Annotated in this window: 19 protein-coding genes and 1 riboswitch; of the genes, 14 read left to right on the top strand and 5 right to left on the bottom strand. The window is 67.6% G+C overall.

Annotated elements, in window-relative coordinates; translation table 11 throughout:
* Positions 1-134 precede the first annotated feature (134 nt).
* From BTH_RS28340 to metF, 10 genes are all read left to right on the top strand, one after another.
* Positions 135-635 (top strand): VOC family protein, encoded by a 501-nt coding sequence (locus BTH_RS28340; RefSeq protein ID WP_009910090.1) that lies wholly within the window; start codon positions 135-137, stop codon positions 633-635.
* A gap of 100 nt (positions 636-735) precedes the next feature.
* Entirely contained in the window at positions 736-2,202 is a 1,467-nt protein-coding gene (locus BTH_RS28335) for a phytoene desaturase family protein (RefSeq protein ID WP_011402601.1), read from the top strand.
* A 380-nt stretch (positions 2,203-2,582) separates the two neighbouring features.
* Positions 2,583-3,788, top strand: a complete 1,206-nt coding sequence (gene flhB, locus BTH_RS28330; RefSeq protein ID WP_009910087.1) for a flagellar biosynthesis protein FlhB — start codon at positions 2,583-2,585, stop codon at positions 3,786-3,788.
* Positions 3,785-5,887 carry a flagellar biosynthesis protein FlhA gene (flhA, locus tag BTH_RS28325; protein WP_009906552.1) on the top strand — a complete coding sequence of 701 codons (2,103 nt, stop codon included), beginning with the start codon at positions 3,785-3,787 and terminating at the stop codon, positions 5,885-5,887. Before flhB ends, flhA begins: the two co-directional genes overlap by 4 nt.
* Positions 5,884-7,617 (top strand): flagellar biosynthesis protein FlhF, encoded by a 1,734-nt coding sequence (gene flhF / locus BTH_RS28320; RefSeq protein WP_009910086.1) that lies wholly within the window; start codon positions 5,884-5,886, stop codon positions 7,615-7,617. Before flhA ends, flhF begins: the two co-directional genes overlap by 4 nt.
* Positions 7,610-8,422 (top strand): MinD/ParA family ATP-binding protein, encoded by an 813-nt coding sequence (locus tag BTH_RS28315; RefSeq protein WP_009910085.1) that lies wholly within the window; start codon positions 7,610-7,612, stop codon positions 8,420-8,422. The genes flhF and BTH_RS28315 overlap by 8 nt, the downstream gene beginning before the upstream one ends.
* 24 nt (positions 8,423-8,446) lie before the next feature.
* Positions 8,447-9,178, top strand: coding sequence for an RNA polymerase sigma factor FliA (locus BTH_RS28310; RefSeq protein WP_009906542.1), 732 nt, complete (start codon positions 8,447-8,449; stop codon positions 9,176-9,178).
* Between the two features lie 178 nt (positions 9,179-9,356).
* A riboswitch (S-adenosyl-L-homocysteine riboswitch) is annotated at positions 9,357-9,496 on the top strand.
* 34 nt (positions 9,497-9,530) lie between these two features.
* Complete coding sequence (ahcY, locus tag BTH_RS28305; protein ID WP_009906539.1) at positions 9,531-10,952, top strand: adenosylhomocysteinase; 1,422 nt, start codon at positions 9,531-9,533, stop codon at positions 10,950-10,952.
* Between the two features lie 163 nt (positions 10,953-11,115).
* Complete coding sequence (locus BTH_RS28300; RefSeq protein ID WP_009906537.1) at positions 11,116-11,469, top strand: phage holin family protein; 354 nt, start codon at positions 11,116-11,118, stop codon at positions 11,467-11,469.
* 17 nt (positions 11,470-11,486) lie between these two features.
* Positions 11,487-12,317, top strand: coding sequence for a methylenetetrahydrofolate reductase [NAD(P)H] (gene metF, locus BTH_RS28295; RefSeq protein ID WP_009906536.1), 831 nt, complete (start codon positions 11,487-11,489; stop codon positions 12,315-12,317).
* 81 nt (positions 12,318-12,398) lie between these two features.
* Here metF and BTH_RS28290 read toward each other — a convergent pair whose 3' ends face one another.
* From BTH_RS28290 to BTH_RS28280, 3 genes are all read right to left on the bottom strand, one after another.
* On the bottom strand, positions 12,399-13,619 hold the full coding sequence (locus BTH_RS28290; RefSeq protein ID WP_011400919.1) for an ISL3-like element ISBma1 family transposase: 1,221 nt from the start codon (positions 13,617-13,619) through the stop codon (positions 12,399-12,401).
* Positions 13,620-13,805: 186 nt separating this feature from the next.
* Positions 13,806-15,296 (bottom strand): amidase, encoded by a 1,491-nt coding sequence (locus tag BTH_RS28285; RefSeq protein WP_009910081.1) that lies wholly within the window; start codon positions 15,294-15,296, stop codon positions 13,806-13,808.
* 88 nt (positions 15,297-15,384) lie between these two features.
* The gene (locus BTH_RS28280; protein ID WP_009906534.1) at positions 15,385-16,077 is read right to left on the bottom strand and encodes a dienelactone hydrolase family protein; all 693 of its coding nucleotides are present in this window, start codon (positions 16,075-16,077) and stop codon (positions 15,385-15,387) included.
* A gap of 298 nt (positions 16,078-16,375) precedes the next feature.
* Between BTH_RS28280 and BTH_RS28275 the strand changes: the two genes are divergently transcribed.
* Together BTH_RS28275 and BTH_RS28270 are read left to right on the top strand one after the other, a co-directional pair.
* Entirely contained in the window at positions 16,376-17,476 is a 1,101-nt protein-coding gene (locus tag BTH_RS28275; protein ID WP_009906533.1) for an NAD(P)H-dependent flavin oxidoreductase, read from the top strand.
* A gap of 454 nt (positions 17,477-17,930) precedes the next feature.
* Entirely contained in the window at positions 17,931-19,073 is a 1,143-nt protein-coding gene (locus BTH_RS28270; protein ID WP_009906532.1) for a branched-chain amino acid ABC transporter substrate-binding protein, read from the top strand.
* Positions 19,074-19,231: 158 nt separating this feature from the next.
* Here BTH_RS28270 and BTH_RS28265 read toward each other — a convergent pair whose 3' ends face one another.
* Complete coding sequence (locus BTH_RS28265) at positions 19,232-20,440, bottom strand: MFS transporter (protein ID WP_025369719.1); 1,209 nt, start codon at positions 20,438-20,440, stop codon at positions 19,232-19,234.
* A gap of 299 nt (positions 20,441-20,739) precedes the next feature.
* Here BTH_RS28265 and BTH_RS28260 point away from each other — a divergent pair, with 299 nt between their 5' ends.
* A complete protein-coding gene (locus BTH_RS28260; RefSeq protein ID WP_025369720.1) occupies positions 20,740-21,429 on the top strand; it encodes a HugZ family protein in 690 nt (229 codons plus the stop codon).
* 73 nt (positions 21,430-21,502) lie between these two features.
* On the opposite strand, the gene BTH_RS35790 is transcribed toward BTH_RS28260, so the two are convergent.
* Positions 21,503-21,751 carry a hypothetical protein gene (locus tag BTH_RS35790; RefSeq protein WP_009910075.1) on the bottom strand — a complete coding sequence of 83 codons (249 nt, stop codon included), beginning with the start codon at positions 21,749-21,751 and terminating at the stop codon, positions 21,503-21,505.
* Between the two features lie 62 nt (positions 21,752-21,813).
* Here BTH_RS35790 and BTH_RS28255 point away from each other — a divergent pair, with 62 nt between their 5' ends.
* Complete coding sequence (locus BTH_RS28255; RefSeq protein ID WP_004195767.1) at positions 21,814-22,107, top strand: H-NS family nucleoid-associated regulatory protein; 294 nt, start codon at positions 21,814-21,816, stop codon at positions 22,105-22,107.
* Positions 22,108-22,315: the final 208 nt, after the last annotated feature.

The following is a 22,315-nucleotide window of genomic DNA, read 5'->3' as shown; positions in this document are numbered from 1 at the left end:
CTGACGGAAAAAAGGGCGCGAGAAATCGCGCCCTTCTTGCATCGAGCCTACGGAAGCGGCGGAGCCCGCGCGCGCTGCGAGCGTCTATCATCGTGGCGTTGTTCCGCCGAGGAAGACAAGCGAGGAGAGACGTCATGACGGCACGCGTGCAGCGCATCACCCCGTTCCTCTGGTTCGACGGCAACGCCGAGGAGGCGGCGACGTTCTACGTATCGGTGTTCGACAACGCAAGGCTCACGCGCGTCGCCCGCTACGGCAAGGAGGGCGCGCAGGCGTCCGGGCAGGGCGAGGGCGCCGTGATGACGGTCGCCTTCGAGCTGGACGGCCAGGGCTTCGTCGCGCTGAACGGCGGCCCCGTGTTCCAGTTCAATCCGGCCGTGTCGTTCGTCGTCAACTGCACGACGCAGGACGAGATCGACTACTACTGGCGCCGGTTGTCCGAAGGCGGCGACGAAAGCGCGCAGCAGTGCGGCTGGCTCAGGGACCGCTTCGGTCTGTCGTGGCAGATCGTGCCCGTGCAGTTGCCGGAACTGCTGACGGGCGACGATCCGGCGAAGGCGTCGCGCACGATGCAGGCGTTGATGCGGATGAAGAAGATCGATCTCGGCGCGCTGCAGCGCGCCGCGGCGGGCTGAGCGGCCGCTCGGTCACGGCTTGCCGGCCGGGTGTCGCCGGCCGGTTCGTTGGGCGCGCCCGTCGGCGACGAGACGGGCTTCTCCACGGAGCAGACACGGCATGAAGCCAATCGGAGTGACGCGCATTGCGATCGTCGGCGGCGGCGTGGCGGGCCTCGCGGCGGGCGTCGAGCTCGCGCGCCGGGGCTGCGACGTGCGGATTCACGAGGCGCGAGGTCTGGCGGGCGGATGCGCGTCGACGACCGACGTCGACGGCTTTCGCTTCAACGACGGCGCGCTGTTCGTCGCGCTGCCGCGCCTGCTCGATCACGCGTTCGCGCGGCTCGGGCTCGATCGCGCGGCGCGTGTGCCGCTGCGGCCGATCGCGGTGCCACACGCATCATGGCTGCCCGACGGTACCCGCGTGACGCTCGGCGCACGCGGTGCGGCGTTCGTCGACGGCGCGCGAGGCGCCGAGCGCAGCGCGGTGCTGCAGGCGCAGATCGCGTGCTGCGTCGACCGGTGGCGGTCGTTGTTGCAAGTGTTCGTCGACGATCTGCTGCTGCGGCCGCTGTCGCTGCCGCATTTCGTCGCGAGGACCTGGCGGCATCTGTCGAAGCTGCGCGGCACGCTCGCCGCCGAACTCGCGCGCGCGTTCTCCGATCCGGATGCGCGCGAGGCGCTCGCCGCGGTCGCGCTGTACACCGGATTGCCCGCCGAACGCACGCCCGTCGCGCAGATCGTCGGGCTGATCGCGCTGCTCGACGACGGCCTGTTCCTGCCCGAAGGCGGGATGGGCGCCATTGCGCGCGCGCTCGCCGACGCGTTCGCCGCACACGGCGGCCGGCTTCGCACCGGCGAGGCGGTCGAGCGGATTCGCATCGCGGGCGGCCGCGTGCGCGGGATCGAGCTCGCGTCGGGCGAGCAGGTCGATGCGGACGCGGTGGTGTCGACCGCGAGCGGCATGACGACCTTCACCCGCCTCGTCGCCCCGGCCGACGCGCCGCGCGCGATGCTGCGCCGCGTCGCCCGCGCGCCTTTGTCGCATCGCGCGCTCGGCATCCAGCTCGGGCTGCGCAACCGGATCGAGCCGGTCGCGTACTCGGTCGACCATCTGCCGCCCGCGGGCGAACTGCGGGCGATGCTGTCGCCGCAGCCGGACGGCGTGCGGTGGTTCAACTACACGGTGCCGACGGTCGCGCTGCCCGAGCTCGCGCCGCCGGGCGGCAGCATCGTCGAGATGTTCGCGCCCGTCGATCCGCGCGCGCCGCTCGACGCATGGACCGACGATGCGAAAGCGGCGGCCGCGCAGCCGTGGATCGACGCGCTCGCACGCTGCCACCCGCTCGACATCGCGACGCTGCGCGTGACGAGCCCGAAGGATTACGCGCAGCGCCTCGGGCTGTACGAAGGCGCGCTTTACGGGCTGTCGCCCGCCGCGCGGCCCGATCAGCAGTTCCCGCATGCGACGCCGATCGACGGGCTGTATCTTGCCGGCCAGACGACATACCCGGGCTTCGGCGTCGCGACGTCGATGCTGTCGGGCATCTTCGCGGCCGAGGCCGTCGCGTCGCGCGCGTTGCGCTGAGCCGACCGAAGCCCGCGAGCCGAACCCGGCGGCACATGCGCGCGGCGCGCCGGGCGGCGGGAGCTCGGGCGAGCGGGCGCCCCGCTCCGGCGGCGCGTCGCGAGCGCGGATGAGGCGTTGCTCTCGCCGCGCTCCTTTTTCCGCGATTCGCCGTCCCTTGCCCGCTTTCCACTTCCCGTTTCACGCTTCCCGCTGTCGGCCGCCGCTTGCCTGCCGGATCGCGCCCCAAAATCCTCCGGCACCGCGCCGTTCGCGCCGCAACCGATTCCGAGAAATACCCCGGTTTCCCCGCTTTCCTCGACCGATCGCCCGTTGACTGCTCCGGGAATAATCGGTGTCACTGGAAAGCGGCACCCCGCCGCGCCCACATGGAGGCCCGCGTGGCAGAGGACAGCGATCTCGAACGGACAGAAGCCGCCACTCCCAAGCGCCGCGAGAAGGCGCGCGAGGAAGGGCAGGTCGCGCGCTCGCGCGAGCTGGCTTCGTTCGCGCTGCTGTCGGCGGGCTTTTACGGCGCGTGGATGTTGTCCGGGCCGATCGGCGAGCACCTGCGCACGATGCTGCACACGGCGTTCTCGTTCGATCGCGCGACCGCGTTCGACACGAACCGGATGCTGTCGCACGCGGGCATCCTGAGCCTCGAAGGACTCTACGCGCTCGTGCCCGTGCTCGCGCTGACGGGCGTCGCGGCGCTCGCCGCGCCGATGGCGCTCGGCGGCTGGCTCGTGTCGACGAAGACGTTCGAGCTGAAGTTCGAGCGCCTGAACCCGGTCGCGGGCCTCGGCCGCATTTTCTCGATTCAAGGTCCGATCCAGCTCGGGATGTCGATCGCGAAGACGCTCGTCGTCGGCGGGATCGGCGGCATCGCGATCTGGCGCAGCAAGGATGAATTGCTCGGCCTCGCGACGCAGCCGCTTCACGCGGCGCTCGCCGACGCGCTGCATCTCATCGCCGTGTGCTGCGGGATGACGGTCGCCGGGATGCTCGTCGTCGCGGGCCTCGACGTGCCGTACCAACTCTGGCAGTACAACAAGAAGCTGCGCATGACGAAGGAAGAAGTGAAGCGCGAACACCGCGAGAACGAAGGCGATCCGCACGTGAAGGGCCGGATTCGCCAGCAGCAGCGCGCGATGGCGCGCCGCCGGATGATGGCGAACGTGCCGACGGCCGACGTCGTCGTCACGAACCCGACGCACTTCGCAGTCGCGCTCAAGTACACGGACGGCGAGATGCGCGCGCCGAAGGTCGTCGCCAAGGGCGTGAACCTCGTCGCCGCGCGCATCCGCGAGCTCGCGGCCGAGCATCACGTGCCGCTGCTCGAAGCGCCGCCGCTCGCGCGTGCGCTCTATCACAACGTCGATCTCGAGCGCGAGATTCCCGGCACGCTGTATTCGGCCGTCGCCGAAGTGCTCGCATGGGTGTATCAACTGAAGCGCTTCCGCGCCGAAGGCGGGATCGCGCCCGAGGCGCCCGTCGATCTCGACGTGCCGGCCGAACTCGACAAGGGCGCGCACGTCGCGCCGGAAGACGAACTCGAAGAGGCCGAAGACGCGCTCGGCAGCCGCGCCGCCGGAGGTGCCGCATGAACATGCCGGCCGGCCTCCTCGGCAAGCGCTCGCAGCTGTTCGCGGGCACGAACCTGCGCGCGCTCGCGGGCCCGATCCTCATCTGCATGATTCTGGGGATGATGATCCTGCCGCTGCCGCCGCTGCTGCTCGATCTGTTCTTCACGTTCAACATCGCGCTGTCGGTGATGGTGCTGCTCGTCAGCATGTACACGATGAAGCCGCTCGACTTCGCCGCGTTCCCGAGCGTGCTGCTGTTCTCGACGTTGTTGCGCCTGTCGCTGAACGTCGCGTCCACCCGCGTCGTGCTGCTCGAAGGCCACACGGGCCCGGACGCGGCCGGCCAGGTGATCGAGGCGTTCGGACACTTCCTCGTCGGCGGCAACTTCGCGGTCGGCATCGTCGTGTTCGTGATCCTGATGATCATCAACTTCATGGTGATCACGAAGGGCGCGGGCCGGATCGCCGAAGTGTCCGCGCGCTTCACGCTCGACGCGATGCCCGGCAAGCAGATGGCGATCGACGCCGATCTGAACGCCGGCCTCATCAACGAAGAGCAGGCGAAGAAGCGCCGCCAGTCGGTCGCGCAGGAAGCGGAGTTCTACGGGTCGATGGACGGCGCGTCGAAGTTCGTGCGCGGCGACGCGATCGCGGGCCTCATCATCATGGCGATCAACGTGATCGGCGGGCTCATCGTCGGGATTCTCCAGCACGACATGAGCTTTGCCGCGGCGGGCAAGAACTACACGCTGCTCACGATCGGCGACGGCCTCGTCGCGCAGATTCCGTCGCTCGTGATCTCGACCGCGGCGGGCGTGATCGTGTCGCGCGTCGCGACCGACGAGGACATCGGCACGCAGCTCACGACGCAGCTCTTCACGAACCCGCGCGTGCTGATGATCACGGGCTCGATCATCGTGCTGATGGGCCTCATCCCGAACATGCCGCACTTCGCGTTCCTGCTGCTCGGCGGCGGCGCGATCTGGCTGTCGCGCACGATGACCAAGCGCGAGGCCGCGAAGAAGGCGGCGGGCATGGTCGCCGAGATCGCGCCGCCCGCGGCGCTGCCGGCCGACAGCCACGAAGCGACGTGGGAAGACGTGACGCTCATCGATCCGCTCGGCCTTGAAGTCGGCTATCGGCTGATTCCGCTCGTCGACAAGAACGCCGACGGCGAATTGCTCAAGCGGATCAAGAGCATCCGCAAGAAGTTCGCGCAGGAAATCGGCTTCCTGCCGCCCGTCATCCATATCCGCGACAACCTCGAGCTGCGCCCGAACGCTTACCGGATCGCGCTGAAGGGCGTCGAAGTCGGCACGGGCGAAGCGTATCCGGGCCAGTGGCTCGCGATCAACCCGGGCCAGGTCACGGCCGCGCTGCCGGGCGCGCCGACGCAGGACCCGGCGTTCGGGCTGCCCGCCGTGTGGATCGATACGTCGCTGCGCGAGCAGGCGCAGGTGTACGGGTACACGGTCGTCGACGCGAGCACCGTCGTCGCGACGCATCTGAATCATCTCGTCGTCCAGCACGCGGCTGAACTGCTCGGCCGGCAGGAGGTGCAGGCGCTCATCGAGCGGACCGGCAAGGACGCGCCGTCGCTCGTCGAGGATCTCGTGCCGAAGACGATCTCGCTCACGACGCTGCAGAAGGTGCTGCAGAACCTGCTCGACGAAGGCGTGCCGATCCGCGACATGCGCACGATCATCGAAGCCGTGTCCGAGCAGGCGGGCCGCATCACCGATCCTTACGATCTCACCGCCGCCGTGCGTCTGTCGCTCGGCCGCGCGATCACGCAGCAGTGGTATCCGGGCGCGGGCGAGATGCAGGTGATGGGGCTCGACGCGCATCTCGAGCGCGTGCTGTCGCAAGCGCTCGCCACGGGCGCGAATCCGGGCCTCGAGCCGGGCCTCGCGCACTCGCTGCTCATCGGCACGCAGGACGCGATGCTGCGCCAGCAAAACATGGGGCTGCCGCCCGTGCTGCTCGTTCAGCACGCGCTGCGCGCGATGCTCGCGCGCTTCCTGCGCCGCAGCCTGCCGCAATTGAAAGTGCTGTCCTACGCCGAAGTGCCGGACACGCGCACGATCAAGGTCGTTAACGTCATCGGGGGTACCGCTTGAACATTCGCAAATTCATTGGTCCGACGAGCCGCGACGCGCTGCGCCTCGTGCGCGAAGCGATGGGCGCCGACGCGGCGGTACTGTCGAACCGGACGCTCGAAGACGGACGCGTCGAGATCGTCGCGCTGCCCGCCGCCGAACTCGCCGAAATCTCGACACGCCGCGCAGGCGACGCCGCCGCGCACGGCGTGGCCCAGCCGCACGCGCCGCGACCGGGCGCGCAGCATGCGCCTGCGGGGCCGTCGTTCGCGTCGCCCGCCGCATCGGTTGTCGTGCCGAGCGCTGCCGCGTCGGCGTCGGCGTCGCGCGCGGCCGCGAATCCGTACGCGGCGGGCGGCATGCCCGACGTGTTCTCGTCGGTGTTCGGCGCGAGCGTCGAGACTTCGGCCGATGACGATACGCCGCCCGCCGTCTCCATGCCGGCGCCGCCCGCGCAGCCGGCCGCCGCGCCGTCCGAGCCCGCGCCGTGGCTCGTCGAGCACGCGAAGCGGTTGACGAAGCAGCACGAAGAGCTCGTCGCGCGTCCGCGCGCCGCGCCCACCGTGCCGCATGCGCCGCGCGAGCGCGCGGCAGCCGACGAAGCGCCCGAATGGGCGCGCGACATCGTGCGCAACGCCGCACGCCGGCTGCCGGCCGACGAGCCTTCGGCGGCCAAGCCGGCGCTGCGCCTGCCCGAGGATACGGCGGCCGTCGTCGCGGACGCGGTGAAGGCGCGCATCGAGCGCATCGTCAACGACACGGTGATGCAGGAGCTCGGCTCGCTGCGCGAGCTGATGGAAGAACAGTTCGCGGGCCTGATGTGGAACGAGCGCCAGCGCCGCAACCCGGTGCACGGCGCACTGACGAAATACCTGTTCGCGGCGGGCTTCTCCGCGCAGCTCGTGCGGATGATCGTCGACAACCTGCCGGAAGGCGAAGGCTACGACACGCTCGACGCGGCGGCCGACTGGGCGCAGTCGGTGCTCGCGGCGAACCTGCCCGTGCTCGACAGCGAGGACGCGCTGATGGAGCGCGGCGGCGTGTTCGCGCTGATGGGGCCGACGGGCGTCGGCAAGACGACGACGACCGCGAAGCTCGCCGCCCGCTGCGTGATGCGCTTCGGCGCGAGCAAGGTCGCGCTGCTCACGACGGACAGCTACCGGATCGGCGGCCACGAGCAGTTGCGCATCTTCGGCAAGATCCTCGGCGTGCCGGTGCACGCGGTGAAGGACGGCGGCGATCTGCAGCTCGCGCTCGCCGAGCTGCGCAACAAGCACATGGTGCTGATCGACACGATCGGCATGAGCCAGCGCGACCGCACGGTGTCCGACCAGATCGCGATGCTGCACGGCGCGGACACGCCGGTGCAGCGCCTGCTGCTGCTGAACGCGACGAGCCACGGCGACACGCTCAACGAAGTCGTGCAGGCATACCGCAGCGCGGCCGGGCAGCCTAGATCGGCCCTGCCGGATCTCGCGGGCTGCATCCTGACGAAGCTCGACGAAGCGAGCAACCTGGGCGGCGTGCTCGACACGGTGATCCGCTACAAGCTGCCGGTCCACTACGTGTCGACCGGCCAGAAGGTGCCCGAGAACCTGTACGTCGCGACGAAGAAATTCCTGCTGAAGAGCGCGTTCTGCGCGCCGCGCGAGGATTCGCCGTTCGTGCCGCACGACGACGATCTGCCGGCGATGCTGTCCGCGCTGAGCGCACGCACCGGCAACGAACTGCACGAGGTCCGCTTTGGATAAGCGCATCACCGACCAGGCAGAAGGATTGCGGCGCCTGCTCGCCGGACGCGCGTCGCGCGTCGTCGCGGTGACGGGCGGACCGTCGGGCGTCGGCTGCACGTCGACGGTCGCCAATCTCGCCGCGGCGCTCGCCGCGCTCGGCAAGGACGTGCTCGTCGTCGACGAACGCGCGAACGTGCGCTCGATCTCGGCGACGCTGTGCGGCTCGTGGCTGCGCGACGGCGAACCGGTGCGGCACGAGCTCGGCTTCTCGGTGTGCGAGGCATCGCGGCTCGCGCGCGCCGGATACAGCGACGCGCAGCTCGAGGCGCTCGGCGACGGCGCGGCGGACATCGTGCTGATCGACGCGCAGCTCGACGCGAGCGGCGCGCTTTCCGCGCTCGCGCGCGACGCGCACGACGTGCTCGTCGTCACGCGCGTGTCGGCGTCGGCAATCACGGAGGCGTATGCGTGCATGAAGCGGCTGCACTACGCGCACGCGCTCGCGCAGTTCCGCGTGTTGACCAATCACGTGCAGAGCGCGGCCGACGCGACGGCCGCGTACGAGAACCTCGCCGGCGTCGCGAGCCGCTATCTGCGGGTGTCGCTGTCGAACGCCGGGTGCGTCGCCGCCGATGCGCTGATCGAGCGCGCGCGCGGGCTCGCGCACACGGTGGTGGACGCGTTCCCGTCGGCGGCGGCGGCGCGCGATTACCGGCAGATCGCCGCCGATCTGCTGTATTGGCCGATGCGCCCGGGCCCGGGCGTTGGCCGGGTCCGGACGGGAAGTTCGGCGTTTGAACGAGGCGCGGCTCATGCCGCCTGAACGCCACGACGAAGAGAGGGCAAGATGTATAACGCTCAAGGCAAGATTTCCCAGGACGCAGTGCTGACGCAATATGCGCCGCTCGTGCGTCGTCTGGGCCTGCAGCTCGTCGCGAAGATGCCGGCGAGCGTGGACCTCGACGACCTGATCCAGGCCGGCATGATCGGCCTGCTCGACGCGGCGAGCCGCTACAAGGAAGACCAGGGCGCGCAGTTCGAGACTTACGCGACGCAGCGCATCCGCGGCGCGATGCTCGACGAGCTGCGCAGCAACGACTGGCTGCCGCGCAGCCTGCGCAAGACATCGCGCGAGGTCGAGCACGCAGTGCATCAGGTCGAGCAGCGGCTCGGCCGCTCGGCGAACGAGACGGAGATCGCCGCGCATCTGCAGATGCCGCTCGACGAATACCAGTCGATGCTGCAGGACCTGCACGGCAGCCAGCTCGTCTACTACGAGGATTTCGATCGCTCGGCCGACGACGAGCCGTTCCTCGACCGCTACCGCGCCGACCACAGCGATCCGCTGTCCGCGCTGCTCGACGAGCATCTGCGCAGCGCGCTCGTCGACGCGATCGAGCACCTGCCGGAGCGCGAGAAGCTGCTGATGTCGCTGTACTACGAGCGCGGGCTGAACCTGCGCGAGATCGGCGCGGTGCTCGAGGTGAGCGAGTCGCGCGTGTGCCAGTTGCACAGCCAGGCGGTCGCGCGGCTGCGCGCGAAGCTGCGCGAGCAGGCGTGGGTCGGCACGGAGAACTGAGCCGGCCGCGCGGCGCTCGGGCGAGCGAGGCGCTGCTGAAAAGCCGGCCCGAAAGCGCGCCGGCGACGCGGGCGGAATGCCGCCGGGACGCCGCGCGGAATGGCGCGTGACGGCGACGCTGGAGCAGCCGGCCCGCCAGACAGGAAAACTTCGCCTCGATTTGCTACAATCCCACCTCGTTTCCGAGGAGCGTTGCGACGGGCCCCGCCCGCCAGGCTCGGAAATGGTCAACCGAGCGGTGTGTCTGCGCATCATCGTCGCATAGCGGCGATCGTTTCCGCCGATGCCGGCCGCTTACTTGAACGGCGCTCACGTCACAATTTTCTAGAACTTTTTTAGAAAGGAGGGCGTGATGAACGCCGCTGTCATCGATTCCAATTCCGCACAAGATTACGTCGTCGCCGATATCGCGCTGGCCGGCTGGGGCCGCAAGGAACTGAACATCGCCGAGACCGAGATGCCCGGCCTCGTGCAGATCCGCGACGAATACAAGGCGCAGCAGCCGCTGAAAGGCGCGCGCATCGCCGGCTCGCTGCACATGACGATCCAGACGGGCGTGCTGATCGAGACGCTCAAGGCGCTCGGCGCGGACGTTCGCTGGGCGTCGTGCAACATCTTCTCGACGCAGGATCACGCGGCCGCCGCGATCGTCGAAGCCGGCACGCCCGTCTTCGCGTTCAAGGGCGAATCGCTCGACGAATACTGGGAGTTCTCGCACCGCATCTTCGAATGGCCGAACGGCGAGTTCGCGAACATGATCCTCGACGACGGCGGCGACGCAACGCTGCTCCTCATCCTCGGCTCGAAGGCCGAGAAGGACCGCTCGGTGATCGCGAAGCCGACCAACGAGGAAGAAGTCGCGCTCTTCAAGTCGATCGAGCGCCACCTCGAAATCGACGGCAGCTGGTACTCGAAGCGCCTCGCGCACATCAAGGGCGTGACCGAAGAGACGACGACGGGCGTGCACCGCCTGTACCAGATGGAAAAGGACGGCCGCCTGCCGTTCCCGGCGTTCAACGTCAACGATTCGGTGACGAAATCGAAGTTCGACAACCTGTACGGCTGCCGCGAGTCGCTCGTCGACGGCATCAAGCGCGCGACCGACGTGATGATCGCGGGCAAGATCGCGGTTGTCGCGGGCTACGGCGACGTGGGCAAGGGCTGCGCGCAATCGCTGCGCGGCCTCGGCGCGACCGTCTGGGTGACGGAAATCGATCCGATCTGCGCGCTGCAGGCGGCGATGGAAGGCTACCGCGTGGTGACGATGGAATACGCGGCCGACAAGGCCGACATCTTCGTGACGGCGACGGGCAACTACCACGTGATCAACCACGATCACATGAAGGCGATGCGCCACAACGCGATCGTCTGCAACATCGGCCACTTCGATTCGGAAATCGACGTCGCGTCGACCCGCCAGTACCAGTGGGAAAACATCAAGCCGCAGGTCGACCACATCATCTTCCCGGACGGCAAGCGCGTGATCCTGCTGGCGGAAGGCCGCCTCGTGAACCTCGGCTGCGCGACGGGCCACCCGTCGTTCGTGATGTCGAACTCGTTCACGAACCAGACCCTCGCGCAGATCGAGCTGTTCACGCGCGGCGGCGAGTACGCCAACAAGGTGTACGTGCTGCCGAAGCACCTCGACGAAAAGGTCGCGCGCCTGCACCTCGCGCGCATCGGCGCGCAGCTCTCCGAGCTGTCGGACGATCAGGCGGCGTACATCGGCGTGCCGAAGGCGGGCCCGTTCAAGCCGGATCACTATCGTTACTGATATCTTGATCCGTACCCGGCGCGCGGGCGCCGGGCGGCCCGCCGCCTGACGCCCGCCGTGCGCGGCGCGCGGGCGGCAAAGCAAGCCGCCCGCCGCGCCGCGCGTTCTCATCTTCCGGGGCGGCCGCGCCCGGCCGGATCGTCAACCGCTGAAGGAGCAACCCATGACCGTCATCCTGACCTGGATCATCAACGCGCTCGCGCTCTTGATCATCACGTACCTCGTGCCGTCGATCCACATCAAGAGCTTCGGCACGGCGCTCATCGTCGCGGTCGTGCTGGGCCTCATCAACGCGGTGATCCGACCGATCCTGATCCTGCTCACGCTGCCCGTGACGATCGTCACGCTCGGCCTGTTCATCCTCGTCGTGAACGCGCTGTGCTTCTGGTTCGCGTCGTCGCTGTTGAAAGGGTTCGAGGTGTCGGGATTCTGGTCCGCGTTCTTCGGTTCGATCCTGTACAGCATCGTGTCGTGGCTGCTGTCCGCCCTGATCTTCGGTCAGCGCAACATCGGCTGACGGGTGATACCTGAATCATGAACCCGATCGAACTTTCCTTTGAATTCTTTCCGCCGAAGACGGCGGAAGGCGTCGACAAGCTGCGCGCGACGCGCGCGCAGCTCGCGCCGCTCAAGCCGAAATTCGTGTCCGTCACGTTCGGCGCGGGCGGCTCGACGCAGCAAGGCACGCTCGACACCGTGCTCGACATGCAGAAGGCGGGGCTCGAAGCCGCGCCGCACTTGTCGTGCATCGGCTCGTCGAAGGACAGCCTGCGCGCGATTCTCGACCAGTACCGCTCGCACGGCATCCGCCACATCGTCGCGTTGCGCGGCGATCTGCCGTCCGGCATGGGCGAGGTGGGCGAGCTGCGCTACGCGTCGGAGCTTGTCAGCTTCATCCGCGCCGAGCATGGCGACTGGTTCCGGATCGAAGTGGCCGCGTATCCCGAGTATCACCCGCAGGCGCGATCGCCGAAGGCCGATCTCGAGAACTTCGCGCGCAAGGTGAAGGCGGGCGCGAACGCCGCGATCACGCAGTATTTCTACAACGCGGACGCGTACTTCCGCTTCGTCGACGATGCGGCGAAGCTCGGCGTCGACGTGCCGGTCGTGCCGGGGATCATGCCGATCACGAACTTCTCGCAGCTGATGCGCTTCTCCGAGATGTGCGGCGCGGAAGTGCCGCGCTGGATCGCGCGCCGGCTCGAGAGCTTCGGCGACGACAAGGACTCGATCCGCGCGTTCGGCGCGGATGTCGTCACGGGTCTTTGCCGGCGGCTCATCGACGCGGGCGTGCCCGGCCTGCACTTCTACACGCTCAACGGCGCGGCGGCGACGAAGGCCGTCTGCGAGCGGCTGGGGCTCTGACGCCGGCCGGCGCGGCGAGAGCGCCGCGCATCGGCTGCGATGACGAGGCGAAACCCTTGGGTCTCGCCTCTTTTTTTAGGTTCATCGCGGAATCCCGGGGAACGCGGCGCGGATCTTGAGGAAGAAGTATTGCTCGTCGCGGTACCCGTAAGCTCGGCGCTTGATGACCTTGATCGTGTTGTTGATGCCTTCGACGACGCTGGTATTGAGCGGATGGCGGCAGCGGGCCACGATTCCGTGCCAGTAACCCTGCAAGCGCTGGGCGAACTTTTGCAAGGCGGCGATCCCGCTTTGCTGAGCCTGTTCGAACCATTGCCCCCAAGCCTTTTCCGCGCAGGCCGGCTTGCGGTAGAACCAGAGCCGTTTGAGCTCGTCGCGCAGCACATAGACGCATAACAGCGACTGATTGGCCGCCAGCAGTTCCTTCAGATGCACGGCCTGTTCTGGCTTCAGGTTATGACGGTTGCGCAGCAGCAACCAGCGACTGGACTTCAGAACCTTGCGGGCCGGCTTGTCATGTCGCAGTTGGTTGGCCTGATCCACCCGTACCCGATCGATCACCTCGCGACCGTACTTGGCCACGACGTGGTACAGGTCAAAGACGATTTCCGCCTGCGGGCACTGTTCCTTGATCTCCAGCTCATAGGCCGTGGTCATGTCGATTGCGACCGCTTCGATGCGCTCGGCCACGCCTTCGGGGAGTTGTTCGAAGAAGGCGCGCGCCGTCTCGCGTGACCGTCCGGGCCCAACCCAGAGGACCTGCCGGCCGATCGGATCAACCACCACCGTGGCGTAGCGATGGCCTTTATGGAGCGCGAACTCGTCCATCGCCAGATAACGGATCGTCGACCAGTCCGGTTCGGCCACGCGCGCGCGCAAGCGCATCTTGTCGATCGATTTGACCGTGTGCCAGCCCAGATCGTAGAAGGCCGCCACGGCCTGTACGCTGGCGGCCTGCAGCAACTTCTCGCAGGCCTGGGCAAACCGCTCCGTCACCCGCTGGTAGCGGCCCAGCCAGTCCAGCTTCTCCAGCCGCGCTGCGCCGCAGCGTTCGCACCAGACTCGGCGTCGAGGCACGTGCAGCACCACCCGGTACTCGAACAACGGCAGATCACGTACCCGCCGTACGGTCGTTTCATGAATCTGCTGGCAACGCGCACCGCATTGCTCGCAGTACATGATCCGACTGACCGGCTTCAGGTAGAGCGACAGCGTGCGGCTATCGCCCTGCGGCCACTCCACCCGCTCCAGCCGATAGCCTGTCCAGCAACCTAGTGCCTGAAGTGCCTTGCGATCGAGCAATTCCGCCTCCTGACATCCATAAAATCAGGCGTCAGGTTACGCAATCGTTCTCCAAGGCTCCACGGTTTTCTGCGATGAACCTTTTTTTACCCCGAACTCGAGTATGTGGCGAAGCGGCGGTGACGATGCGGCGCGCGGCGGCCCCGAAGCCGCGCGCCGCATCCGCCGTCGCTCGTCGTCCGCGGCTCACGCCTGCGCGCGCACGAGCGGCGGCCGCTTGTCGAACCACGGCTGCGCAAGCTCGAGCTGACGCGCGAGCGCGAACAGGCGCGCATCGTCGCCGTGCCGCGCGACGAACTGGACGCCGACCGGCAGCCCGCGCGCGGTCCAGTGCAGCGGCACCGACATCGCCGGCTGCCCGGTCAGATTGAAGAGCTCCGTGCAGCCCGCCCACGCGAATGCCTGCCGCGACACCTCCGCGAGCATGCGCTTGAGGAGCGGCTTCATCGGCAGCACGCCGAGCAGCTCCATCTGCCGCGTCTCGAACGGCGTCGGCTGCATTTCGCCGATCTTGATTGGCGGCGCGGCGAGCGTCGCGCACAGGATCGCGTCGTAGCGCGACACGAAGCCCGCGACGCGCGCGGTGATCTGCCGCTGCAGCTCGAGCATGTGCGGCAGCCGCTCGCGGGCGAGGTGGCGGCCGACCTGCGCCATCGCCCAGGTCGCCGGCTCGAATTCGGCACGCGCGGGCTTGCGTCCGGTGATGCGCTCCGCGCCGAGCACGAGCTCGTCGGCGATCGCCGCCCAGATCGTCAGGAATACCTCGCCGATCTGCTCGAAGTCGAGGTTGAGCGTCGCCGGTTCGACGTTGTGCCCAAGCGATGCGGCAAGCGACGCGGCGCGCTCGAGCGCGTCGCGCACGTCGGCCGACAGCGCCGGCGCGAGCATCGGGTCTGTCACGTAGCCGATTTTCAGCGCGGGCGGCGGCGCGTCGAGCGCGCCAAGATACGTGCCCGGCGCGCCGGCGCCTTCGAGCCCGCCCGGCGCGATCCGCCCGGTCGTGATGTCGAGGAGGAGCGCGCTGTCGCGCACGCTGCGCGAGACCGCATGCTCGACGACGATCTCGCCCGGCACGGGCCACGGCGCGAGCGCCGGATCGCGCGACGGCTTGAATCCGAACAGGCCGCAGCACGATGCGGGAATCCGGATCGAGCCGCCTCCGTCGGACGCATGCGCGAGCGGCACGATGCCCGCGGCGACGGCCGCCGCCGCGCCGCCGCTCGAGCCGCCCGGCGTGTGATCGAGATTCCACGGGTTGCGGCACACGCCGAACAGCGCCGATTCGGTGTACGGCATCTGCCCGAGTTCGGACGTGTTGGTCTTGCCGAAGATGTTGAGCCCGGCCGCCTTGGTCCGAGCGATGAGCGGCGAATCCTCGGCCGGCACGTAGTGGCGATAGTGGCGGCTGCCGAGCGACAGCGGCAGCCCGCCCACCGCGGAGCCGAGATCCTTGACGAGATACGGCACGCCGGCGAGCGGACCATCGAGCGCGCCGCTCGTCGCGCGTTCGCGCGCGGCCGCGTAATTGTTCAGCACGATCGCGTTGAGCGCCGGATTGAGCGCTTGCGCGCGGCCGATCGCGGCGTCGAGCAGCTCGCGCGCGCTGGCTTCGCGCTGCGCGACGAGCTGCGCGAGCCCGATTGCGTCGTGACACAGATAGTCGGACTGCACAGTCATCTCCCCGAGGTGACGAGCGGCGAACGTTTCGGAATTCGAAAGCGGTGACACGGCGCGCGCGGTGCGCGGGCGTGGCGATTGCGTCAGCTTACAGGCGTTCGGCGAGGAAAGTCAGCGTGCGGCCGTGCGCGAGCGCCGCCGCGCGCTGGTCGTACGATGCGCGCTCCGAGCAGTTGAAGCCGTGCTGTGCGTCCGGATACAGGTGGAACTCGGCGTTCGCGCGGCCGGCGAACGCGGCCTTCACCTTGTCGACCGCGTCGAGCGGAATCGACTGGTCGTGGCCGGCGTAGTGGAAGAGGATCGGCTGCGTGACCTTCGCCGCGACGTCGACTTGATTCTGGATGCCGCCGCCGTAATACGCGACCGCGACGTCGACGTGCTGCTGCGCCGCCGCGAGATACGCGAGACGCCCGCCGAAGCAATAGCCGATCGCGGCGAGCTTGCCCGCGACCTCGGGGCGCGCGCGCAGCGCCGCCGCTGCCGCGCCGATGTCGGCGACCGCCTGCACGACGTCCGTCTTCTGCAGCAGCTCGATGCCCTTGTCGCGGTCCGCGCCTTCATAGCCGAGCTCGACGCGCGGCTGCGTGCGCCAGAACACGTCGGGTGCGAGCGCGACGTAGCCGTCGGCCGCGTATTGATCGGCGACCGAGCGGATGTGGCCGTTCACGCCGAAGATTTCCTGGATGATGACGATGGCCGGGCCCCTGCCGCGCTTGGGCAGCGCGAGGTAGCCGCCGAACGTGTCGTTGCCTGCGGGGATGTCGATCCATTGCGAAGCCATGCTGATCTCCTGGCGAAGCAAGACCGGTGAAGGTCCTGACGGTGAATGTGGAAGCGGCGCCCAGTGTGCCATCAATCCCGTGGCGCTGCAGCGCCGCGAAACGTGCGCGCGGCGGCCGAAGCGGCGAGCGCCGCAAGCCTCGGGTGCCTTCTCGCCGCGCGAACGGACCGATCTGGATTATTCATTTTTCACGCATGGCGCGCGCGGGTAGAGTCGGTGCGTCGAGCATTCGGTTCCGCCGTCCCTTGCATGACCGCATTCGCCGCATCCCCGCATCCCATCCATTCGAGGATCAGCCATGACTTCCCGCATCGCCCCGACTCCGTTCGCCGCCCGTTTCGACTTGCGCCTGCCGCTCGTGCAGGCGCCGATGGTCGGCGCGACGACGCCCGCGCTTGTCGCGGCCGCCTCCAGCGCCGGCGCGCTCGGCAGCCTGGGCGGCGCGTCGTTCGCGCCGGACAGGCTTGCCGCCGAGATCGCCGCGGTGCGCACGGCGACGCACCGCCCGTTCGCCGTGAATCTGTTCGTGCTGCCCGACGTGCATCCCGACGACGCGATTGTGCGCCGCGCGCTCGACGCGATCGATCCGCTGCGCGCGCAGTTCGGGCTGCCGCCGGGCGCGCCGCCGCCGCGCTACGCGCCCGACTTTCGCGCGCAACTCGACGCGCTCGTCGACGCGCGCGTGCCGGTCGCGAGTTTCACGTTCGGCGTGCTCGACAAAAAAGACGTCGAGCGGCTGCATGCCGCGGGCACGTACGTGATCGGCACCGCGACGCATGTTGCCGAGGGCCTCGCGTGGCGGGCGGCGGGCGCCGACGCGATCTGCGCGCAAGGCGCGGAAGCGGGCGGCCATCGCGGCACGTTCCTGGGTTCGGCCGAAGACGCGCTCGTCGGCACGATGGCGCTCGTGCCGCAGCTCGTCGACGCGACCGGCCTGCCGGTGCTCGCGGCGGGCGGCATCATGGACGGGCGCGGGATCGCCGCCGCGCTCGCGCTCGGCGCACAGGCGGCGCAACTCGGCACCGCGTTCCTCACGTGCGCGGAAAGCGCGATTCCGGCGTGCTGGAAAGCGCGTTTGCGGGCGAGCGACGATACGTCGACATCCGTCACGCGCGCGATCACGGGCCGCCACGCGCGCGGCATTCGCAATGCGCTGATGGCGCAACTAACCGAGCGACTCGATTCGGTCGCGCCGTACCCAGTGCAAAACGCGTTGACGCAGGAGTTGCGGCAAAGCGCCGCGCGTGCGGGCGACGCCGAGCATTTGTCTCTATGGTCCGGACAGGGTGCGCCGCTCGGCAAGCACCGCGATGCAGCGCTCACGGCCGCCCAATTGATCGACGCGCTCGATGCCGAATGGCGTTCGGTGCTTTCCCGCCAAGGTATTTCGGTAGTCTGACGAATTGGCCGGCGCGACAAAAAAGCGCGCCGGCCTCATTGCCGGCACATTAGGCGTACGGAATTATTTCCGCCGGAAAGCATTGATTAAAAACATGATTAAAACTGCTTTCCATATCATTAACCGAGTCTTTCATTTCTCGCGCCGATTCTTCATTCAAATAAGCGGAAACCCTTATGCGGCGTGGGTTTGCCGGCAATGGGGGCGGTTTGCGAAAAATGCGACATCGGTACTCATACCAGTTCTCTAAAAATATCCTACTGATTAATTTGATCACCTACACTTGCGCGCAAGCACGTGAAGGCCGCCCCGCATGCGGTACATCGCGCGCTTAATTGGTGCAAGTGGGTAAAGCAATGCAGCCGGCGAATGTCCAGTGATTTTGTGTCGAACACGAGGATCGGTGCGGGGCGTCGGTGAAAGCGTTTTCTTGGGATTGAAACTGGAGACTTACATGAATATCAAGATGCAAAAGCTGCTGCCGATCAGCGCGGCGGCTATGCTGTTGGCTGCAGCCGCCACGAACGCTGCCGCCGACCAGGTCGTCAAGATCGGCCATGTCGCACCGTTGACGGGCGGGATCGCCCACCTTGGTAAGGACAACGAAAATGGTGCGCGCCTTGCGGTCGAGGAGATCAATGCGAAGGGTCTCACGATCGGCGGCCAGAAGATTACGCTCCAGCTCGACGCCCAGGACGACGCGGCTGACCCGCGCACCGCGACGCAAGTCGCGCAGAAGCTCGTCGACGACAAGGTTGTCGCGGTCGTCGGTCACCTGAACTCGGGCACGTCGATCCCGGCCTCGAAGATCTACAGCGATGCGGGCATCGTGCAGATCTCGCCGTCGGCGACGAATCCGGCCTACACGCAGCAAGGCTTCAAGACGACCTACCGTGTCGTCGCGACCGACGCGCAGCAGGGCCCGGCGCTCGCGAACTACGCGCGCTCGAAGGGCGTCAAGAGCGTCGCCGTCGTCGACGATTCGACCGCATACGGCCAGGGCCTTGCGGATGAGTTCGAGAAGAAGGCGAAGGCGCTCGGCCTGAAGGTGCTGTCGCACGACGCGACGAACGACAAGGCCGTCGATTTCCGCGCGATCCTGACGAAGATCAAGGGTGAAAATCCGGATGCCGTGATGTACGGCGGCATGGACGCCACCGGCGGCCCGTTCGCGAAGCAGGCGAAGCAGCTCGGCCTGCGCGCGAAGATCTTCGCGGGCGACGGCGTCTGCACCGAAAAGCTCTCGGACCTCGCGGGCGATGCGACCGACAACGTCGTGTGCTCGGAAGCGGGCGCGTCGCTCGAGAAGATGCCGGGCGGCGCGGCGTTCAAGGCGAAGTACGAGAAGCGTTTCGGTCAGCCGATCCAGATCTACGCGCCGTTCACGTATGACGCGGTATATATCATCGTCGACGCGATGAAGCGCGCGAATTCGACGGACCCGGCAAAGATCGTCGCGGCGATGCCGAAGACGAATTACACGGGCGTGATCGGCACGACGACCTTCGACTCGAAGGGCGACCTGCGGCACGGCGTGATCTCGCTGTACGATTACAAGGGCGGCAAGAAGACGTTCCTGGATGAAGTGAAGATGTAACCGTCAGCACGGCCGACGGAGGGGGCGGGGCGCGCATGCCCGAAGGCATGCGCGCCCCATTTTTTATCGGTGAAGAAGGCGTGCGGCGCGCGCGGCGATCGAACGCCGCGCCTGGGCGTTGCGTCGCAGGCTCGCCGATTGCCGCGCCGATTGCCGGATCAGACCTTCAGCCGGCTCAGCACCTTCGGCGCGACGATCGCGACGAGCGCCGCGCACACCGCGACGATCGACAGCCCGACCGACAGGTTGGCCGCTTGCGTGACCGCGCCGATTGCGACCGGGCCGAACAGCAGCCCGAAGTAAGCAAGCCCCGCGACGTGCGCGAGCCCTTCGGCTGCGTGAATGCCTTCGACCCGCGCGGCGGCGGCGAACAGCACGGGCATCATGTTGGCGAGGCCGAGGCCCATCAGCGTGAAGCCCACGAGCGCGACGACGGGGTACGGCAGCGCGAGCGCGCCGATCATGCCGATGCACGCGAGCGCCGCGCTCGCGCAGATGAGTTGCGGCGCGCCGAAGCGTGCGCGGACCGCATCGCCCGCAAAGCGCGCGGCCGCCATGCCGCCCGAAAACGCCGCGTAGGCGGCGCTCGAGAACGCAGGCGACGCCAGGACGACGTCGCGCATATAAACAGTCGCCCAGTCGTACATCGCGCCTTCTGCGATCAACGCGACGAGCGCGATCGCGCCGAGCGCCCACAGCGCGGGCGAGCGCCAGCGGTTCGGGCGCGGGCCGCCCTGCGCGGCGGCCTCGTGCGGCACGTTCGGCAGCACGGCCGGGCACGCAAGGCCGAGCACGAGCGCGCTGGCGAGCGCAGCAAGCGCGAGATGCACGGCGCTCGCCATGCCGGCCGACAGCAGTGCGCCGCCCGCCGCCGCGCCCGCCATCCCGCCGACGCTGAACATCCCGTGCAGCATCGACATGATCGGCTTGTCGAATGCCGATTCGACGGCGCTCGCCTCGGCGTTCATCGCGACGTCGAGCGTCGCCATCGAGAAGCCGAACAGCGCCAGCACCGCGAGCAGCAGCGGATAGGTCGGCACGACGAGGATCAGCGCGCCGCACGCGGACATCGCCAGGCCGCCCGCGAGGCACGCGGTGCGCGATCCGGCGCGCGCGATCCAGCGTGCGTTGGTCGCCATCGCGACGATCGAGCCGATCGCGACCGCGAGGAGCGCGAACGACAGCAGCGCGGGCGACAGCGCGAATTTGTCGCGCACCGTCGGCACGTGCACGCCCCACGACGCATACATCATGCCCGCGACGAAAAAGAGCGCCATCGTCGCCGCCCGCGCGCGTTGACGTGTGGAGGCGGGAAGCCGGCGATGGACGGAGGCGGGCGAGGCGAGATCGGGCGACTGGTCGGACACGGGAAGCTGGGCGAACGAAGGGAGGATCGGATGCGAGCGACGCGCGAAGCTTACGCGACGCTTAACGAAAACAGCGCCGATTCTAGCGGAGCGCGATGCATCTCGCTTGCGCTTGCCGGGTTGCGCGCGATGCGTCGCCGGGCGCATGCTTGGCGTGCGCCCGGCGTCGGCCGGGAGGGACGCGCGCCGTTCGAACCCGTCGAACCCGCCGAACCGGTTCTCGCCTGTCGCGTGTCCGGCGCGTACGGCCGCGCCGGGCAGGCCCCATGTTTCGCCCTCGCCTCGCAAGGATTCCGCACGTGAATATTTCTGCCGCCTTACCGCTTCACTTGCTTCACCGCAACGCGCTCGGCACGCTCGCGACGCACTCGCGCGCGCCCGAAGGCTACCCGTATCCGACCGTGGTGCCGTACGCGGTCGACGCGCGGCACCGGCCGGTCGTGCTCGTCAGCGGGCTCGCCGAACATACGCGCAATCTCGCGGCCGATCCGCGCGCCGGGTTTCTCGTCGTCGACGGCCTGGGCGGCGCGCCGGGCGCGTCGGGCGCGTCGGACAGCGTGCTCGAGGCTGAGCGCGCGACGCTCGTCGGCCGCTTCGAGCCGGCCGGCGCCGATCCGCACGTGGCCGCGCGTTACCTGCGCTATCACCCGGACGGCGAGCGCTATCTCGCGCTCGGCGATTTCGCGTTCTGGGCGCTCGCGTGCGAGCGGCTGCGTTATATCGGCGGATTCGGGCGGATGGGGTGGCTGGACGCAACCGGGCTGGACGCGCTTGCGCCCGTCGGCTACGAGGACGAGCGCGCGTTATGGGACGAACATGACGCATCGCGGGAGCGGCGCGCGGGGCTCGAGTTGCTCGGCGTCGACCGTTACGGCGCGGACTGGCGCTTGAACGGGCTGAGGCGCCGCACGCCGTTCGACGCGCCGAAAATGGATGCCGAGGCGCTCTCCGAGGCGCTGCGCGAGGCTGCCGCCGTTTCGCTCAAGTAAAGCGATCGCGCCGATTATGAGCGATTCCGCACATTGTGAGCATATTAAACGGGATAAGACCGCGTCCATGCTTTCAATCAACGGAACCTTTCGTTTCATGAAAACTTCCAATTTCTATTGTTCGCGCCAATTGCGCAGTTTGCGAGCTTAAAATATGTACTGAATTCTGCCGATCCACTTGTAAGACTGGCGATAATTGCAAATGAAGCGGATGCTGGTCAATTTGAACAATCAAATCACAAAATACAACATTTATTTTCCGTGATATGGTCTTCACCGAATTCTTTTTTGTGCTAACCTCTGATCCAATTATCCGAGGCATCGTTAGTTAAGATGGCAAGCCGGCTCAAGATCGGTGCCATTTGGTCAGATAAAAGGGAATTTATGTCTTCTTACAAGGACCTTCTCGCTCAGCGAGAGAAGCTGGAGAAGCAGATCGAAGAGGCCAAGTCGCGCGAATACGCGGAGGTATTGAGCGACGTCAAGCAAAAGATCGCCGATTACGGTTTCACGCTCGCAGAACTCGGTCTCGGTCGTGGCAAAGCTGGAAAGGCGGGTCGGCCCCGCGCCGGTGTCGCGGCGAAGTACCGCGATCCGGAATCCGGCGCGACCTGGTCGGGCCGTGGGAAGCCTCCTCGCTGGATTGCGGGCAAGAACCGCGAACAATTCGCAATCTGAACGCAACCCGCCCGCCAAACACAAAAGGCCACACCCCTTAGAGGGGCATGTGGCCTTTTGTGTTTTGAAAGTCGGCCGCCGCGCCCGGCATTTGTCATGAAAATGTCATGTTTAGCGGTAAATGAAAATGCGTTGCGTTTTCATAAGCGATTGATTTTGCTTGTTTTTTTGGTTTGCGGCCGCGCGCTTTCAAGTTCGGCTTGATAGA

This window comes from Burkholderia thailandensis E264, from assembly GCF_000012365.1.
In the GTDB taxonomy this organism is placed as follows: Bacteria; Pseudomonadota; Gammaproteobacteria; order Burkholderiales; family Burkholderiaceae; genus Burkholderia; species Burkholderia thailandensis.
Note: the sequence above shows the minus strand (reverse complement) of the source record. Positions and strands in the feature narration are given on the sequence as shown.